General features: G+C 53.8%; 16 protein-coding genes. 7 read left to right on the top strand and 9 right to left on the bottom strand.

Annotated features, from left to right (window positions below; genetic code table 11):
- The first annotated feature begins 166 nt into the window (after positions 1-166).
- Positions 167-1,126 carry a bile acid:sodium symporter family protein gene (locus tag RSJ68_09450; protein WNU96651.1) on the top strand — a complete coding sequence of 320 codons (960 nt, stop codon included), beginning with the start codon at positions 167-169 and terminating at the stop codon, positions 1,124-1,126.
- 194 nt (positions 1,127-1,320) lie between these two features.
- Here the strand turns inward: RSJ68_09450 and RSJ68_09445 are convergent, their stop codons facing one another.
- Positions 1,321-2,604, bottom strand: coding sequence for a tetratricopeptide repeat protein (locus tag RSJ68_09445; protein ID WNU96650.1), 1,284 nt, complete (start codon positions 2,602-2,604; stop codon positions 1,321-1,323).
- Between the two features lie 373 nt (positions 2,605-2,977).
- Positions 2,978-3,526, bottom strand: a complete 549-nt coding sequence (orn, locus tag RSJ68_09440) for an oligoribonuclease (protein ID WNU96649.1) — start codon at positions 3,524-3,526, stop codon at positions 2,978-2,980.
- Between the two features lie 201 nt (positions 3,527-3,727).
- Here orn and fabI point away from each other — a divergent pair, with 201 nt between their 5' ends.
- Positions 3,728-4,516, top strand: coding sequence for an enoyl-ACP reductase FabI (gene fabI, locus RSJ68_09435; GenBank protein WNU96648.1), 789 nt, complete (start codon positions 3,728-3,730; stop codon positions 4,514-4,516).
- Positions 4,517-4,799: 283 nt separating this feature from the next.
- Positions 4,800-5,252, top strand: coding sequence for a large conductance mechanosensitive channel protein MscL (gene mscL / locus RSJ68_09430; protein WNU96647.1), 453 nt, complete (start codon positions 4,800-4,802; stop codon positions 5,250-5,252).
- Positions 5,253-5,496: 244 nt separating this feature from the next.
- Here mscL and hslO read toward each other — a convergent pair whose 3' ends face one another.
- Both hslO and RSJ68_09420 read right to left on the bottom strand, forming a co-directional pair.
- Positions 5,497-6,402 (bottom strand): Hsp33 family molecular chaperone HslO, encoded by a 906-nt coding sequence (gene hslO, locus RSJ68_09425; protein ID WNU96646.1) that lies wholly within the window; start codon positions 6,400-6,402, stop codon positions 5,497-5,499.
- Between the two features lie 159 nt (positions 6,403-6,561).
- Positions 6,562-8,205, bottom strand: a complete 1,644-nt coding sequence (locus RSJ68_09420) for an AarF/UbiB family protein (protein ID WNU96645.1) — start codon at positions 8,203-8,205, stop codon at positions 6,562-6,564.
- Between the two features lie 170 nt (positions 8,206-8,375).
- Between RSJ68_09420 and RSJ68_09415 the strand changes: the two genes are divergently transcribed.
- From RSJ68_09415 to RSJ68_09405, 3 genes are all read left to right on the top strand, one after another.
- Positions 8,376-9,035: a C40 family peptidase gene (locus RSJ68_09415; GenBank protein ID WNU96644.1), complete on the top strand. Its 660-nt coding sequence runs from the start codon at positions 8,376-8,378 to the stop codon at positions 9,033-9,035.
- Between the two features lie 18 nt (positions 9,036-9,053).
- The gene (locus RSJ68_09410) at positions 9,054-9,272 is read left to right on the top strand and encodes a hypothetical protein (GenBank protein WNU96643.1); all 219 of its coding nucleotides are present in this window, start codon (positions 9,054-9,056) and stop codon (positions 9,270-9,272) included.
- Positions 9,273-9,605: 333 nt separating this feature from the next.
- Positions 9,606-11,030 (top strand): sodium:alanine symporter family protein, encoded by a 1,425-nt coding sequence (locus tag RSJ68_09405; GenBank protein WNU96642.1) that lies wholly within the window; start codon positions 9,606-9,608, stop codon positions 11,028-11,030.
- Between the two features lie 138 nt (positions 11,031-11,168).
- Here the strand turns inward: RSJ68_09405 and rsmG are convergent, their stop codons facing one another.
- The 4 genes from rsmG to RSJ68_09385 form a co-directional block, all read right to left on the bottom strand.
- A complete protein-coding gene (gene rsmG / locus RSJ68_09400) occupies positions 11,169-11,792 on the bottom strand; it encodes a 16S rRNA (guanine(527)-N(7))-methyltransferase RsmG (protein ID WNU96641.1) in 624 nt (207 codons plus the stop codon).
- Positions 11,789-11,941: a hypothetical protein gene (locus tag RSJ68_09395; protein ID WNU96640.1), complete on the bottom strand. Its 153-nt coding sequence runs from the start codon at positions 11,939-11,941 to the stop codon at positions 11,789-11,791. The genes rsmG and RSJ68_09395 overlap by 4 nt, the downstream gene beginning before the upstream one ends.
- A gap of 166 nt (positions 11,942-12,107) precedes the next feature.
- Positions 12,108-12,236 (bottom strand): hypothetical protein, encoded by a 129-nt coding sequence (locus RSJ68_09390; GenBank protein WNU96639.1) that lies wholly within the window; start codon positions 12,234-12,236, stop codon positions 12,108-12,110.
- 58 nt (positions 12,237-12,294) lie between these two features.
- A complete protein-coding gene (locus tag RSJ68_09385) occupies positions 12,295-13,293 on the bottom strand; it encodes an RluA family pseudouridine synthase (GenBank protein WNU96638.1) in 999 nt (332 codons plus the stop codon).
- 567 nt (positions 13,294-13,860) lie between these two features.
- On the opposite strand from RSJ68_09385, the gene RSJ68_09380 reads away from it, so the two are divergent.
- Positions 13,861-16,887, top strand: coding sequence for an Rne/Rng family ribonuclease (locus tag RSJ68_09380; protein WNU96637.1), 3,027 nt, complete (start codon positions 13,861-13,863; stop codon positions 16,885-16,887).
- 100 nt (positions 16,888-16,987) lie between these two features.
- Here the strand turns inward: RSJ68_09380 and RSJ68_09375 are convergent, their stop codons facing one another.
- A complete protein-coding gene (locus RSJ68_09375) occupies positions 16,988-17,194 on the bottom strand; it encodes a hypothetical protein (protein ID WNU96636.1) in 207 nt (68 codons plus the stop codon).
- Positions 17,195-17,396 lie beyond the last annotated feature (202 nt).

The raw sequence follows: 17,396 nt of genomic DNA, 5'->3' as shown, positions 1-17,396 counted from the left end.
CAGACGACCTTTTCTTTACATCCCGTTACAAAGCCGTGTATGCTTCGCGTTTAGACGGATGTGAAACAAATATCAACGGCCAAACAGATTTTGATGTTTGTGTGTTACTTTATTTCACTGTCCTCCTAATCAATAATTTTATCAACCGATACCGCACATACTATTTATGGACACCATTGCACGAATCAGCCGCTTTGTCGGCAAAACCTTCTCATTTTGGGCGGCATTGTGCGCCGCTGTTGCTTTCTTCGATCCCGAATTGTTCAAGTGGGTACTGCCTTACATCACTTGGCTTTTGGGCATCATCATGTTCGGCATGGGGCTGACGCTGACGCCGTCAGATTTCAAAATTGTCGCCAGTCATCCAAAAGCCGTCCTTATCGGCGTGGCAGCGCAGTTTATCATTATGCCGCTGACTGCCTATTTTTTGGTCAAGTTGTTAAATTTGCCTGCTGAAGTTGCCGTGGGCGTGATTTTGGTCGGCTGCTGTCCGGGCGGTACGGCCTCCAATGTGATGACTTTTTTGGCGCGCGGCAACGTTGCCTTGTCCGTCGCAGTTACATCGGCTTCCACCTTGCTGGCTCCGCTGCTGACGCCTGCTATTTTCCTGCTTTTGGCAGGTGAAATGCTCGACATCAATGCGCAGGCGATGTTTGTTTCCATTGTTCAAATGGTGTTGCTGCCTATTGCGCTCGGCGTGATTGCACATACTGTGTTCCGCAAACAGACCGAACGCGCTGCCGCAGCCTTGCCTTTGGTTTCTGTGGTTGCCATTGTGTTGATTATCGGTGCGGTCGTCGGTGCGAGCAAAGGCAAAATTATTGAGAGCGGGCTGTTGATTTTCGGTGTTGTGGTGTTGCACAACGCCATCGGCTACCTGCTCGGCTTCTTTGCAGCCAAAATCTGCAAGCTGCCGTACGATGCGCAAAAAACGCTCGCCATCGAAGTCGGTATGCAGAATTCCGGTTTGGGTGCGGCATTGGCGGCCGCGCATTTTGCCGCAGCCCCTGTCGTCGCCGTACCCAGCGCGCTGTTCAGCGTGTGGCACAACATTTCCGGCTCGCTGCTCGCATCTTATTGGTCGGCGAAAGCAGATAAAGAATCGAAAGCGGAATTATCCGATTAAAAGAGTTCGGTAAAGGAAAAAAGGTCGTCTGAAAAAGGTTTTCAGACGACCTTTTTAGTGGATTAACTTTAAACCAGTACGGCGTTGCCTCGCCTTGCCGTACTATCTGTACTGTCTGCGGCTTCGTCGCCTTTTCCTGATTTAAATTTAATCCACTATATTATTGTCTGACGGAAATCAACGGCGGCTTATCTTCAACGTTCGCACTGCCATTGCTCCAATATTGCCCTGAGTTCCTGCGGGTTGCCATACCCGTTGTCTGCTGCTGCCTGAAGGTAATCGTAGGCGGCGGGAACATTCATGGCGGTACCTTGTCCGTGGTAGAGGAGGAATGCCGAATAATATTGCGCTTCAGGATGGTTTTGTTCCGCCGCTATGCCGAACCAGTACGCCGCCGAACCGGCATCGGCAGGAATGCCCAGGCCGTAATAATAGATTTTGCCCAAACCGGCTGCTGCATCGGCATGGTTGAAGACGACGGCTTCCAGATAAAGCCGTCGCGCGCGGGCGTAGTCTTTTTTTTGTCCGATGCCGTCAAGGCAGGCTGCGGCAGAGCGGCAAAGCTGCTCGGTTTCCTGACGCTGCAAGGCTTCGGATTTGAGTTTTTCGTAATGTTCCGGTTGGTGCAGGGCGGCCTCGCTGAGCAGCTTCTGTACGGCAGCCATGCTGCCCAATGCGGCGGCGTGGCGGTAGTATTGTTGCGCGACGGATAAATCGGGGCGTATGCCCAGTCCGTAGCGGCAGAGGTCGCCCATCAGGCATAACGCATCCGGAAACTGCCTGTCTGCGGCGGTTCTGGCGTATTTGAACGCCTGTAACGGGTCGCGGTCGGTCAGCTTGCCGGTCAGATATTGCCGTGCTAAGGCGGTTTGCGCCGCCGCGCTGCCCTGAACGGCGGCAAGGCTGTACCAAGACAGGGCGTCTTTGTTTCCTTTTGCCGCCAATAAATCTGCCAGCAGGATTTGTGCTTCGACCCAGCCGTGTTCGGCGGCATATTCCAAATAGACTTCTGCCTGCGCAGAATCGGCAGAAACGCCGCAGCCGTAAAGGAAGGATTTCCCTAATTGCAGGCATGCCTGCGACCAGCCCTGGGAGGCTGCCTGGTTGTACCAATTTAGCGCCTTTTCCCAATTATCCGCCAGGGCATACTGCCGCGCGATAAGGTATTGCGCTTCAGGGGATTGCGGGGCGGCGCATTGTGCCCAATAGAGAAATTGCAGGTCGTTGCGTTCTGCGTAATAACGCATCAGTGCGGTTTGCGCCGCTGAGAACCCGCGTTCGCCGAAATCTGCGTAAGCATCCAGCAGTTTGTCGGCAGACAGTCCGAAACGGTCGCTCCAATGCAGCAACCTGTATGCCGTATACGAAAACCCTCCGGATGCGATGTATTCTACGCCTGATAATGCCCTGCGGTTTTCCTTGCCGCCAAGCAGCATACCGCACATACGGTATACCGCTTTTTCGTTCCCGTCTTCCATGATTTGCTGTAAAGGCAAAAAGTCCCGAAGATTGCCCTCGAAAGGGGGTTCTGTCGGGACGATATCTTGCAGCGATAGTCGTTTTGGAATGATGGTCATGGCATCGGAATAGGCATTTTGAGTAGTGTATTATACTGTTTTCTGTAATTGTGTGTCAGCGTTTGTTCAGAATCTTGAAATTTGGAACCGGTATTTTTGTCGGTTTGTTGCATTGATATGGCGGTATTTGGCAGGAGATGCGTAGATTTCGGGAGGGTGTATGACTGACGTAAGTGCGCTACACAGACTTTCAAAATGTAAAAAGGTCGTCTGAAAGAATGGGTTTGAGGCTTTCAGACGACCTTTTTGTATTGTTGCTCGTGTTGGCAAGGATTTAAGGCAGTTTCAAGAAGTTTTCGCGGTAGTAGCGCATTTCCTCGATGCTTTCGAGAATGTCGTCCAAAGCCTGATGCGAACCGCGTTTCACCACGCCTTTGGCAACGGGTGGATTCCAACGTTTGGCGAGTTCTTTCAGGGTGGACACGTCCAGATTACGGTAGTGGAAATATGCTTCGAGACGCGGCATGTATTTGACCATGAAGCGGCGGTCTTGATGGATGGAATTGCCGCACATCGGCGTGGCTTTTTCGGGAATCCATTGCGCGATAAAGTCCAGCAGTTTTTGTTCCACTTCCGCTTCGGTGAGTTGCGATTCGCGCACGCGCCGGGTTAATCCTGTACGCTCGTGGGTGGCGGTGTTCCATTCGTCCATGCCGTCGAGCAGTTCGTCGCTTTGGTGGACGGCATAAACTTCGGACTGCGCCAAGACGTTCAAATCGGAGTCAGTAATAATCATGGCGACTTCGATAATGCGTTCGCGTTCGGGGTCAAGCCCGGTCATTTCCATGTCGAGCCAGCAGAGGTTGTTTGCGTTTTGGGTCATTTCAGACAGCCTTTTCCGTTGAAAACAATGGGCGGCATTATAAGGGATTTGATGTGCAAAGGTCGTCTGAAAAAGTTTCAGACGACCTTCGTTTTCCGTCAAGACGACAGGTTATCTCTTGTTTTCTATACCGAAACCGCCTCAGTTTGCTATAATGCTCAGTTTCATCAAACCGCAATACCACACTTTAAAGGACAAAAAATGGGTTTTCTGCAAGGTAAAAAAATCCTGATCACCGGCATGATTTCCGAGCGTTCCATCGCTTACGGCATTGCCAAAGCCTGCCGCGAACAAGGCGCGGATTTGGCGTTTACCTACGTTGTTGACAAACTGGAAGAGCGCGTCCGCAAAATGGCTGCCGAATTGGGTTCCGAACTCGTGTTCCGCTGCGACGTTGCCAGCGACGACGAAATCAACCAAGTTTTCGTTGACTTGGGCAAACATTGGGACGGCCTCGACGGTTTGGTGCACGCCATCGCGTTTGCCCCGAAAGAAGCTTTGAGCGGCGACTTCCTCGACAGCATCAGCCGCGAAGCGTTTAACACCGCACACGAAATTTCCGCATACAGCCTGCCCGCATTGGCAAAAGCCGCCCGTCCGATGATGCGCGGCAGAAACTCCGCCATCGTCGCCCTGAGCTACTTGGGCGCGGTTCGTGCGATTCCGAACTACAACGTCATGGGCATGGCCAAAGCCAGCCTCGAAGCAGGCATCCGCTTTACCGCCGCCTGCTTGGGCAAAGAAGGCATCCGCTGCAACGGCATTTCCGCCGGTCCGATCAAAACCCTCGCTGCCTCCGGCATTGCCGATTTCAGCAAACTTTTGGGACACGTCGCTTCCCACAACCCGCTTGGCCGCAACGTAACCATCGATGAAGTGGGCAATACCGCCGCCTTCCTGCTCTCCGAACTCTCTTCAGGCATTACCGGCGAAATCACTTACGTTGACGGCGGTTACAGCATCAACGCCCTGAACGACGAAGAGGCGTAATGATTTGTAATATTTCGTAGAAAAAGACAACTTATTACTCAAAAATCCGTCTGAATAAGTGGTGTAAAAAAGTTACACTCCGATTTCAGACGGTTCTTTTTGCATATAAAAGGCGGCATATTTCGGGAATTTTGTCATAAAAACAAATTTTAACTTTTATAAAATTTGTTTAACAAATAACACGATACCATGCCTGCCGGTTTGAAAAAGCCCGTCCGTCGCTTCGGACGCACTTTTTTTAAAAATTTCACTTTATTATCCACAAACATACAGGAGGACATTTATGTCTATTGCTTCAGAATTCAAACAGTTTATTATGCGCGGCAACGTTATCGACCTGGCAGTCGGTCTGGTCGTGGGGACTGCGTTTAGCGGCATCGTAAAATCTTTGGTTGACGATGTAATCATGCCCCCTATCGGCCTGTTGATCGGCGGCGTTGACTTTTCGAATTTGTTCATCACCCTGAAAGACGGCGCACAAGCCGCTCCGGAAGGCGGCTATGCCAGTTTGGCGGCAGCCCAGGCAGCCGGTGCCGTTACCCTGAACCTCGGCCTGTTCATCAACTCCGTTATCAGCTTCCTGATCATTGCTGCTGCGATTTTTGCCGTTATCAAAGCATTGAACTCCATGAAAAAAGCCGAAGCGCCTGTTGAAGAAGAAGCCCTAATTCCTAGCGAAGAAGTATTGCTGTTGCGCGAGATCCGCGACTCTCTGAACAAAAAACAATCTTTATAATTGTAAGATAATTGTAAGATTTGAAATCGATGTCCGTCTGAAACCGAATGTTTGGTTTCAGACGGCCTTTTTGTATCCATGTGCTTTTTATTTTAAAGCGGGCGATAAGGTTCGGGTTTATGGCAAACACACGTTACGGGCTTGTTGCTCCTAAAGCCTGAACCGTATCAATAAAAGAAAGGTCGTCTGAAACCTAAAATCGTTTTCAGACGACCTTTGCTTAATTAATATTAAGCGTTGATGTTTATTGCAGACGCTTGGCTTCGTCTAAGACGGCGTTGACCACATCGGCACCGAAGAGGGCGTTGACATCGGTTTCGTCGAAGACGTATTTGGCATGGCAGAAGTCGCAGTCGATTTGGATGCTGCCTTGTTCGGCGACCACGCCGCCGACTTCTTCGCCGCCCAGCATGAGCAGCATATCGCTGACTTTCCCGCGCGAACAGGTGCAGGCGAATTCGATGCTTTCCGGATCGAAGACGCGCGGAGGGGTTTCGTGGAAGAGACGGTAGAGGACGTGTTGTGCGTCCAGTCCAGTCAGTTCTTCGGGAGTCAGGGTTTGAACCAGCGTGCCGACGTGTTCCCATGATGCCGCGTCAGGTTCTGTCTCAGGCAGGCGTTGCACCAAAAGTCCGCCGCAGGCATCGTCTGATGAGGCAAGGACGATTTGGGTATCGAGCTGTTCGGAGCGTTTGGTGTAGTTGATAAGCATTTGGGCGATGCTGCCGCCTTCGAGCGGGACGACGCCCTGCCAAGGTTCTGCGTCTTTGGGCTGAAGGGTGAGGACGAAGACGCTGTTGCTGCCGAGAAGGTCGGTCAGGCTTTCGTCGTCGTTGATTTCGGCGGTTTCGTCCCAGCGCGCGGTGGCGCGGACGGTTTGGTCGGAAGTGGCTTCGACGACGAGCATTTTCAGACGACCTTGCCCTTGAACTTGGACGATGAGCGTGCCGTCGGTTTTGAGGTTGCCGGACAGGAGCGCGCCTGCGGCAAGGAGTTCGCCCAAGGCGCGGCGGATGGCGGCGGGATAGTGTTTTTGTCCGACGATGTGTTTCCATACGTTTTCAAGGCGGACGTGCAGACCGCGAACGGGCATATCGTCGAAGATGAAACGGGTGCGGATGTCGGCGTGGTTGATCTGGGTTTGCGGCATAAATTCCTCTGTTATATCTGGATGACGGATTGACGGCTATATGGTTGCGTCCGCAGGGAAATCAAGGTCGTCTGAAAACGTTTTGGCGAATCCTGCGCCCTTGGTTTTCAGACGACCTGTTTGTTTTTGAGCTGATTGATGATTTGAGTAAACGTGCAGCTAGTGCTTCCCCGACCGCCACACCGACCAGATAATCCACAGGCTGTTGGCGAAGGCGATAAGGTAGCCGACGAAGCCGATAAACTTGGGGCCGGTGTCTATGCTCATGACGATGGACGAACCGATAATCAGGGCGGCGGTGACGATGCCCATGGTCAGGCGGTTGGCGGCACTGTCGATTTGATGGCTGATGCGGTCTGACTGCTTGAGGTCTAGGGTGATGCCGAATTTGCCTTTTTGCAGCATTCTGGTCAGCCTGAAGAAGTCTTGCGGCAGCGACTCTGCCATTTGCAACAGGGTGCGCAGTTGCGTTTTGGCGTTGCGGGCGATGTGGGCGGCGGAGGCTTGTTCTTTGACGGCGGCTTCGGTGATGGGTTTGGCGCGTTCGAGCAGTTCGATACTGCCGTCGAGCCGTTTGACGACGCCTTCGAGGGTGATGAGGGTTTTGAAGAGCATCACGAGGTCGCCGGGCAGGGTCAGCCCGTGGCGGCGCATGATGGAAGTGATGTCGTTGATGACTTGGCTGACGCGCAGGTCGCGGATGGGCGTGTGTTCGTAGTTGAGCAGCATTTCCAAAACATCGGCGCCGAGCAGGTTTTCGTCGGGCAAATCGCCCTGCGCCCAGTCGCTGAGGACGTATTGGATGAGCAGCGCGTCGTTGTTGGTCAGAGCGTTGATAAGGTTGAGGATTTCGCGGCGGCGGGTGTTGCCGAGGTGTCCGACCAGCCCGAAGTCGATGAAGGTGATGCCGCCGTTGTCGTTGATGAAGATGTTGCCCGGATGGGGGTCGGCATGGAAAAAACCTTGCCGCAGCATCATGGTGAAGAGGGTGTCGGTAATCCGTCCGGCAAGTCCGCTGCGCAAGGTGTGGGGCATGGTTTCGAGGTCGGCGTCTTTCAGGAGCGTGCCGCCGATGTAGTCTTGTACGAGGATGTGCCGGTTGGAGATGTCGGGATAGACGGCAGGGATGCGAACCAAGGGGTCGTCTGAAAAGGTCTGACCGAAGCGCTGCATATAGCGCAGCTCTACTGATAAATCAGTTTCTTTTGCCAAACTCTTGGCAAAATAGGCGACCATCAATACGGGCTGGTAACGGCGCACTTCGGGGATTTCGGATTCCATCAGTCTGGCGAGGTGGTTCAAAATCCGCAAATCCGCCTGAATGACCGGCTCGATGTCGGGGCGTTTGACTTTGACGGCGACGGCGGTTCCGTCTAAAAGTTCGGCGCGGTGCACCTGTGCCACCGACGCGCTGCCTGCGGGTTTCGGGTCTATGCTGCGGAACACTTCGGAAACGGGTTTGCCCAGATAGGCTTCGACCAAAGTATAGATTTCAGACGACGGTATCGGCGCGACGTTGCTTTGCAGTTGTTCGAACTCTTCAATCCACTCTGCCCCGAAAATATCGACCCGTGTGGACAATACCTGACCGAGTTTGACGAAGGTCGGCCCCAGCTCTTCAAACGCTTTGCGGAAGCGTCGCGGCGTACTCATATAACGGCTGTCGGGATGCACTTCGTCCCCACCCGCCGCGCCCAAACGGATGCGCTGCACAAAGCCGCCCAAGCCGTATTTCGTCAGTACGGTAATAATTTCGCGCATTCTGGAAAAGTCGCGCATGGCGAGCAGAGTGGGTATCATCATCGGTTGAGTGTCTTCGCAAATTTTTTTATAAACAACGCTTTAACGCAATATAACAGACGCTTTTTTGCCAAACATCCTGTTTTTTATATACAATCGCCTGCATATCCTAGATACAGAATAACATAATAACAGGCGGCAGACTGGTCGTCTGAAAATGGAATCAGTCAAACATGAAAGCCTTATCCAGGCTGGCGGCACTATTGGTTTCGGCCTGTATGCTGTCCGGCATTCATTTTGCAAACGCCGACGAACTGGACGTGTTCGTCAAAAACAGGCAGCAGGTTTTAAACCAATTTGAAGATGCAAAACAGCCTGCCCCTGTACAGGCTCCACAGATAAATTTCCAACCCGCGCGCGCAGCAACTCCCGTTGTACATTCCATTCCTTCAGCTCCGGCCGCCCCCGTCCGTGCATCGAGAAGTTCAGACAGTGCCGACGAACTCATCGGCAGCGCGATGGGGCTTTTGGGTGTTGCCTACCGTTACGGCGGCACGTCAGCATCTACCGGTTTCGATTGCAGCGGCTTCATGCAGCATATCTTCAGACGCTCAATGGGGCTGAACCTCCCCCGTACCTCCGCTGAACAGGCAAAAATGGGCGTCGGCGTATCCCGCGGCGAATTACAGCCGGGCGATATGGTATTTTTCCGCACGATGGGACGCGGCAGGATTTCCCATGTCGGACTCTACATCGGCAACGACCGTTTTATCCACGCTCCGCGTACCGGCAAACGCATTGAAATCACCAGCCTCAGCAACAAATACTGGAACGCCAAATACGCCTTTGCACGCCGAGTGAAGAAAAACGATCCGTCCCGTTTTCTCAATTAAGTCTAGGAAAGCACCAACGTGAGTATGCCTGAAATGCCCAAATGGTACGACGACGACGGGCAAATCGTATCCTGCACCGAAAAAGTAAAAGTCATGACCGAGAACATGACCGAGCTTTATCAAGCAGCACAAGACGCATTTGAAGACGCGCTTCTGATGGGCTGCAGTGAAAAACAGTTGCGCGAATACCTGCAAGCCTTGATTGAAGGTGTGGAAAACCCATATCGGAAAGCTTAGTCGACAATATATTCCCTACAACGGTATGGCTTTTGCCATGCCGTTTTTTATGGACGTTTAAACAGCAAGGTCGTCTGAAAGCTGCCAATATGCTTTCAGACGACCTTTTTTTGCTTGCCCAAATTGGAGCCTGTGTCGTGTAATGCAAGGAAACTCTATGATATTTATCAAGATTATGCCAATGCTGGAACTGTAAAGTTTTTTCAGTTTGTCAACAGTCTGCTAGAATAGCGCGTTTTGGCGTTGGGTATTATCCCGATGTCGTCTGAAAACAGCTTTGCGGCACTTTGACAGGTTTATCCCTTCAGAGAGCCGTATCTAGAAAGGCTTTTTATGGATAACTTTACCGAATTGCTGCACCAATGGGTTCAGAAAATCAACGATCCGATGTGGGCAGGGCTGGTGTATGTATTGTTGGGTGCAGGTCTGTTCTTCACACTTGCCACCGGTTTCGTACAATTCCGTCTGCTCGGACGCAGTATCAAAGAAATGCTCGGCGGCCGCAAACAAGGCGATGATCCGCACGGTATTACGCCGTTTCAGGCTTTCGTTACCGGACTTGCCAGCCGTGTAGGCGTGGGCAACATCGCCGGCGTGGCGATTGCCATCAAACTCGGCGGACCGGGCGCGGTGTTCTGGATGTGGGTAACCGCCTTAATCGGCATGAGTTCGGCGTTTGTCGAATCTTCACTGGCGCAGTTGTTCAAAATCCGCGATTACGACAACCATCATTTCCGCGGCGGCCCTGCCTACTACATCACTCAAGGCCTGGGACAAAAATGGCTGGGCGTTTTGTTCGCCCTGAGCCTGATTTTCTGTTTCGGCTTTGTATTTGAAGCCGTACAGACCAATACCATCGCCGATACCACCAAAGCGGCATGGGGCTGGGATCAACACTATGTCGGCGTCGCTCTAGTCATTCTGACTGCCCCGATTATCTTCGGCGGTATCCGCCGCGTATCCAAAGCCGCGGAAATCATCGTTCCGCTGATGGCGGTTTTATATCTCGTCATAGCACTCTTCATCATTGTTACCAATATTTCCCTGATTCCTGACGTGTTCGGTCAGATTTTTTCCAACGCGTTCAACTTCGATTCGGCTGCAGGCGGTTTCCTCGGCGGTCTGATTTCGACCACCATGATGCAGGGTATCAAACGCGGCCTGTATTCCAATGAGGCGGGTATGGGTTCCGCGCCGAACGCCGCAGCCGCAGCCGAAGTGAAGCACCCCGTCTCCCAAGGCATGATTCAAATGCTGGGCGTTTTCGTCGATACCATCATCGTCTGCTCATGCACCGCCTTTATCGTCTTGACCTATCAACAGCCTTACGGAGACCTGAGCGGTGCGGCGCTGACCCAAGCGGCAATCGTCAGCCAGGTAGGCGAATGGGGCGCGGGCTTCCTTGCCGTCATCCTATTTATGTTTGCCTTTTCAACCGTTATCGGCAACTATGCCTATGCCGAGTCCAACGTCCAATTCATCAAGAGCCATTGGCTGGTTACCGCCGTTTTCCGTATGCTGGTTTTGGCATGGGTGTACTTCGGCGCAATTGCCAAAGTACCTCTGGTTTGGGATATGGCGGACATGGCCATGGGCATCATGGCATGGATTAACCTTGTCGCCATCCTTCTCCTCTCTCCGCTTGCCTTCCTGCTGCTGAAAGACTACACGGCGAAACTGAAAATGGGCAAAGACCCCGTCTTCAAACTTTCCGAACATCCGGGTTTGAAACGCAAAATCAAATCCGATATTTGGTAAATCAAAAAACCGCCCTGCAAGTAGGGCGGTTTTTTATGGCGGACTGAAATGGCAAAACGCCCACGCTTATGCTTCCGCATACATACAAGGTCGTCTGAAAAGCCCTGTTTCAGGTTTTCAGACGACCTTGTGTCATGTTCAAACCTTCTTCAAAACCACCATATGCCGTTCTGCATCCAAGCCGGGGACTTGGAGGGCTTCGACGCGTTCGACGGCGACGGTGTCAGGGAGTTTGGCGATTTCTTCTTCGGGGTACACGCCTTTCATGGCGATCCAGCGGCCGCCGTCTTTCAGCAGGTGTGCCGTCCAGTTGACGAAGTCGGCGAGTTCGGCGAAGGCGCGGCTGGTGATGATGTCGGCTTGGAGGTCTTGAACGGCTTCGACGCGGCCGCTGACGACGCGGACGTTACTTAGTCCGAGTTCGATGACGGCTTGTTGCAGGAAGGCGGTTTTTTTGGTGTTGGCATCCAGAAGGGTGATGTTGAGGTCGGGACGGCAGATGGCGGCGGGGATGCCGGGCTGTCCGCCGCCGGAGCCGACATCCAGCATGGTCTGCGCGCCTTGGAGGTAGGGAAGCAGGGTCAGGCTGTCGAGCAGGTGGTGGCTGACCATTTGCGCTTCGTCGCGCAGGGCGGTGAGGTTGTAGGTCTTGTTCCACTTTTTGAGCAGACCGGTATAGGCGAGCAGCAGGGTTTGTTGTTCTGCGGATAGGTCCAAACCTAATGCCTGTATGCCTGATTGGAGTTGCTGTGTCGGGGTCATGGTGTTTGTCCGTGTTTGTGTCGGGCGTTATGGTAGCGGAAAAAAAGGTCGTCTGAAAGGCGTGGGCGGGCGGGGATAAGGTTGTCGGGACGGCGAGTTGTAGCGTGGGCTATGCCCGCGAAACTTGCCGCCTGATAATCTGAATCCATCCGTGTCTTTGCACTCATGTCGTGGGCAAAGCCCACGCTACGGGTTTCAGACGACCTTTGGGTGTTTCTTGAGGAGCGGTTGGTATTTAATTGAGCGAGTTGTAGCGTGGGCTACGCCCACGAAACTTGCTGCCTGACAATCCGAATCTGTCTGTCGTCTTTACACTCATGTCGCGGGCAAAGCCCACGCTGCGGGTTTCAGACGACCTTTGGGTGTTTTCGAGGAGCGGTTGGTATTTAATTTTTTGAGCGAGTTGTAGCGTGGGCTATGCCCGCGAAACTTGTGGTCTGGCAATCCGAATCCGTCCGTTGTTTTTGCACTCATGTCGCGGGCAAAGCCCACGCTACAAGTTTCAGACGACCTTCCCTGCGTTTTCCAGCATCAGGACGAATTGTGCCAAATCTTGCGGCAGCGGGGCTTTTAAGATGAGTTTTTCGCCTGTCAGCGGGTGGTCGAGGTGCAGCTCGGCGGCGTGCAGGAACATCCGTTTCAAACCGAGTTTCTGGAGGCGTTTGTTGGCTTGGTAGTCGCCGTAGCGTTCGTCGCCGGCGATGGGGCAGTGCTGTGATTGGAGGTGGACGCGGATTTGGTGGGTGCGGCCGGTTTTCAGGGTGGCTTGCACGAGGGTGAGCTGCGAGAGGCCGACTTGGTGCAGGAGGTCGTCTGAAAAGCGGTTGAGCACGCGGAAGATGGTGTGCGCGGATTGTCCGTCTTCGCTGACGCGCACCATTTTTTCGCCTTGTGCGCCAGTGTATTTGAACAGGGGCAGTTTGACGTGGAAGCTGTCATTCGGCAGTTTGCCTACGCCCAGCGCGAGGTAGATTTTTTTGGGGTGGTCGTTGCGGATGGCTTCGTGCAGTTTGACGAGCGCGCTGCGTTTTTTGGCGATCATCAGGAGGCCGCTGGTGTCTTTGTCAAGGCGGTGGACGAGTTCGAGATAGCGGGTTTCGGGTCGGGCGCGGCGGATTTGTTCGATGACGCCGAAGCTCACGCCGCTGCCGCCGTGGACGGCGGTGCCTGCGGGTTTGTCGATGACGAGCAATGCGTCGTCTTCGTAGATGATGGTAAATTCGCGCGCGGGTACGGCTTGGGCGCGGTTTTCAGACGACCTTTGTTTTTCGGCGGTGCGCACGGGCGGGATGCGGAGCAGGTCGCCTGTTTGGATGCGGCTGTCGGGCTTGCAGCGTTTTTTGTTCAGGCGCACTTCGCCGGCGCGGATAATGCGGTGGATATGGCTTTTGGGTACGCCTTTGAGGATTTTTATCAGATAGTTGTCAAGGCGTTGTCCGGCTTCGTGTTCGGCGACGGTAATCAGGCTGACTGAATCTTTGCTTATTGCGTGCGTTTTCATCTATAATCCCGAACATCCGTTTCGGCAGAAACCTGTACAAACAGGCCGTATGGGACGGATGGTATTGTTAAAACGAGATTTTATATTAAAAACGCACTCTGCAAAGCATTTTCCCTGCGTTTATGCCAAAGCCCGTAAACGCAGGAGCGTGATTAAGTTTGATTTGATTTTGCCGATTTGACCGGGCATAAGACGAGGGGCGGGTGTTTGACAAACCTGCCGCGCCGCACCGTTCGAAACTTCCGGCATAACGATAATAAGAAGATGTCGGCTACCTGTTTTCCAAGCCGGGCCTGTACCGTCCGGACTTCGGCGGCGGACGGAGTGTTCCGCCGCATTGTTCTTTATTGCCTTCTTTATCCGTATCCTTCCGCACACGGCCGCATTGTTTTGGGCGGCGTGCAACCTTGCGGACTTCAATTCAAAAACTGATTGCTCATCCGGGTTTCTGCATCCCGCGCCGAAAAGGGGCGCGGGCTATGCCTAATCCCGCCCGCCTCGCAGAGTGTCTGACAAAGAGCAGGCAGGTCGTCTGAAAAGGCTGCCCGCCTGTGCGAGGTAATGATTATGAAAAGAATGTTGTTCAATGCAACGCAGGCCGAAGAGCTGCGCGTTGCCATTGTCGATGGGCAAAACCTTTTGGATTTGGACATCGAAACGCTGGGTAAAGAGCAGCGCAAAGGTAATATTTATAAGGGTATCATCACCCGCATCGAGCCGTCGCTGGAAGCGTGTTTCGTAGATTACGGAACCGACCGCCACGGCTTTTTGCCGTTTAAGGAAGTATCGCGTTCGTATTTCCAAGATTACGAAGGCGGCAGGGCGCGCATTCAAGACGTGCTCAAAGAAGGCATGGAAGTCATCGTCCAAGTCGAAAAAGACGAACGCGGCAACAAAGGCGCGGCGCTGACCACCTTCATCAGCCTGGCCGGACGCTATCTGGTATTGATGCCCAACAACCCGCGCGGCGGCGGCGTATCCCGCCGTATCGAAGGCGAAGAGCGCCAAGAACTCAAAGCCGCTATGGCAGAACTCGACATTCCGAACGGCATGAGCATCATCGCCCGCACCGCCGGCATCGGCCGCAGCGCGGAAGAGTTGGAATGGGATTTGAACTACCTCAAACAGCTTTGGCAGGCCATCGAAGAAGCCGGTAAGGCGCACCACGAACCCTACCTCCTCTTCATGGAAAGCTCGCTGCTCATCCGCGCCATCCGCGACTATTTCCGTCCCGACATCGGCGAAATTCTGGTGGACAATCAAGAGGTTTATGACCAAGTTGCCGAGTTTATGAGCTACGTCATGCCGAGCAACGTAGGTCGTCTGAAACTCTATGAAGACCACACGCCGCTGTTCTCCCGCTTCCAAATCGAACACCAAATCGAAAGCGCGTTTGCCCGCAGCGTCAGCCTGCCTTCCGGCGGCGCGATTGTGATCGACCACACCGAAGCCCTCGTTTCCATTGACGTCAACTCCGCCCGAGCGACACGCGGCGCGGACATCGAAGACACTGCGTTCAAAACCAATATGGAAGCCGCCGAAGAAGTCGCCCGCCAAATGCGCCTGCGCGACTTGGGCGGTTTGGTCGTCATCGACTTTATCGACATGGAAAACCCCAAGCACCAGCGCGATGTTGAAAACGTCCTGCGCGACGCGCTCAAAAAAGACCGCGCCCGTGTGCAAATGGGCAAACTTTCCCGCTTCGGCCTCTTGGAATTGAGCCGCCAACGCCTGAAACCCGCCTTGGGCGAAAGCAGCCATGTCGCCTGCCCGCGCTGCGCCGGTACCGGCGTCATCCGCGGCATCGAATCGACCGCCCTGCACGTTTTGCGCATCATTCAAGAAGAAGCGATGAAAGACAATACCGGCGAAGTGCACGCCCAAGTGCCCGTCGATGTTGCTACCTTCCTGCTGAACGAAAAACGCGCCGAGCTGTTTGCGATGGAAGAGCGTTTGGACGTCAACGTCGTCCTGATTCCGAATATCCACTTGGAAAATCCGCACTACGAAATCAACCGCATCCGCATCGACGACGTAGAAGAAGACGGCGAACCGAGCTACAAACGCGTTGCCGAGCCGGAAGAAGACGAATCCGCCAAACCTTTCGGCAGCGAAAGAGCCAAAGCCGCCCGTCCCGAACCCGCCGTCAAAGGTGTGCGCCATACCCAGCCTGCCCCGACCGTATCCGAGCAGAAAAGCGGTTCATGGTGGGATACCTTCAAAGCATGGCTCAAACGCATTTTCGGCGGCAATACCGCAGCCGAAACCGCGCCTGTTGCCGAAGTGGCGGAAAAACGCACTTCAAACGGCAACAACCGCAACGGCAATTCCGGCAACCGCCGCGCAAACAACCGCCGCCAAAACCCGCGTCGTAACAATAGGCACGACGGCAGCAAGGTAGAAGTGCGCGAAGTGGCGGACTTCAAAGACAAAGCAGCGGACAATCAGGCGGCGGAAAACGAAACCCGCAACGCCAAAGACAACCGCCGCAGCCGCAACCGCCAAAACGAGCGCAACGCCGCAGCGGATGCCGAAAACCTCGAAGTCCAAGCACTTCCCGCCGCAACGTCGTCTGAAAACGAATCCCGTTCGGGCGAACAGGCGCAAGGCAGCAAACGCCGCCGCAACAACAACCGCAACGAACGCAACCGCGAACAAGCGGAAATCCGTGCGGAAGAAACCTTGTCCGAAGCAGTGGACAACGCAGCGGAAGAGGGCGTACAAACCGCCGATAACGATGCACCGAAAGGCAACGAACGCCGCCAACGCGATCGCAACAACCAACGCGACCGCCGCGAACGCAACAATCAGCGCGACCGCCGTCAAAACGGTAAAAAACGCAATATTCCGTCTGCCGCCAAAATCGAGCAGTACCTGAATATTCACGATACCGCCGACAAAGTCCGCTTCGCCGCCGCGCATGTCATGGGCGAGCCTGTCGAAGAAGAACCGTTTGCCGTAACCATCCCCGCTCCCGAGGATAGTGCCGAGCCTTTGGTTGTCGTCGTTTCCGAACCCGTTGCGGCCACTGAAGAAGCCTTCGTGTTCTCCATCGAAGGCGAAGAAGCGGACAGCGGCATCCTGATCGAAGACAGCACCGACGACGAATGCAGCATCATCGACTCCGCCATCGGCAGCGTTGAAGAAACCCCGACCTCCGTGTTCGCCATCGAAACCGAAGACGGCTACCAACCGATGACCGCCGTCCCTGCCGAAGGTGAAGCCGAAGCCGTCGCCGAAATGGAGGAAGAGCTGGTCGTTTGGAAAGCCGAACGCGAAGCCGCCGCCGCCATCGAAGCCCTTGCCGCCGCAGCCGCAGCAGCCGCCCAAGCAACGGAATCCGAGCCGCAAACTGCGCCGGAAGCAGGCCAAGCGGAAGCGACCGAGCCGGAAGAAACTGTCCCTGCCGTTGCCGCGATGCCCGACTTAGGCGGTTTGGTGTTCGTCGAAACCAATCCCGAAGCCGTCGCCGCCTTTGCCAAACAGGTTCAGCCCGAACCCGAATCCGGCCTGCGCCGCGCGGATGTGCCGAAAGTCGAAGCCGAACCCGTCGCCGCCGCCGAAATGGTTTTGGTGGAAACGCGCAAAGACTGAAGGCTGAAAGAAGAGGGCATCGTTAAGATGCCCGAATCGACAAAAAGGTCGTCTGAAACCCTAAATCCGGTTTCAGACGACCTTTTGTATGCAGTCCAACCTATTTTCTTTTTTGACAATGTTTATAGGCAATCCAGACAGCAAGAAGCAGCGGCAACAAAAAACGGGCATAGGGATACCAAGGATGATCGATGTGCCAGTATCCGTGCCGTCCTTGCGGAACGGTGTCGTAGCGGTAACGGTCGGGATAAAAATTAATCCAAACCGTTATCGCTATCCATATTGCAATATCCCTGATTATTTTCATGCTGCTTCTCCTTAATCAACTGTCCGAGAACGTTATTTCGAGCCGAAGGCACGGATTGGTTAGGTGTTTGCGGTCGAAGGTCGTCTGAAAATAAGGTTTCAGGTTTTCAGACGACGTTTTTTCATATATGGTTATCCTGACTCTTATTCCATACTTTGCCGCGCAGATAGAAAAAACGGACAAAGTCTCGCGGATAGAGATT

The organism is Neisseria sp. DTU_2020_1000833_1_SI_GRL_NUU_006, assembly GCA_032388755.1.
GTDB lineage: Bacteria > Pseudomonadota > Gammaproteobacteria > Burkholderiales > Neisseriaceae > Neisseria > Neisseria sicca_C.
Note: the sequence above shows the minus strand (reverse complement) of the source record. Positions and strands in the feature narration are given on the sequence as shown.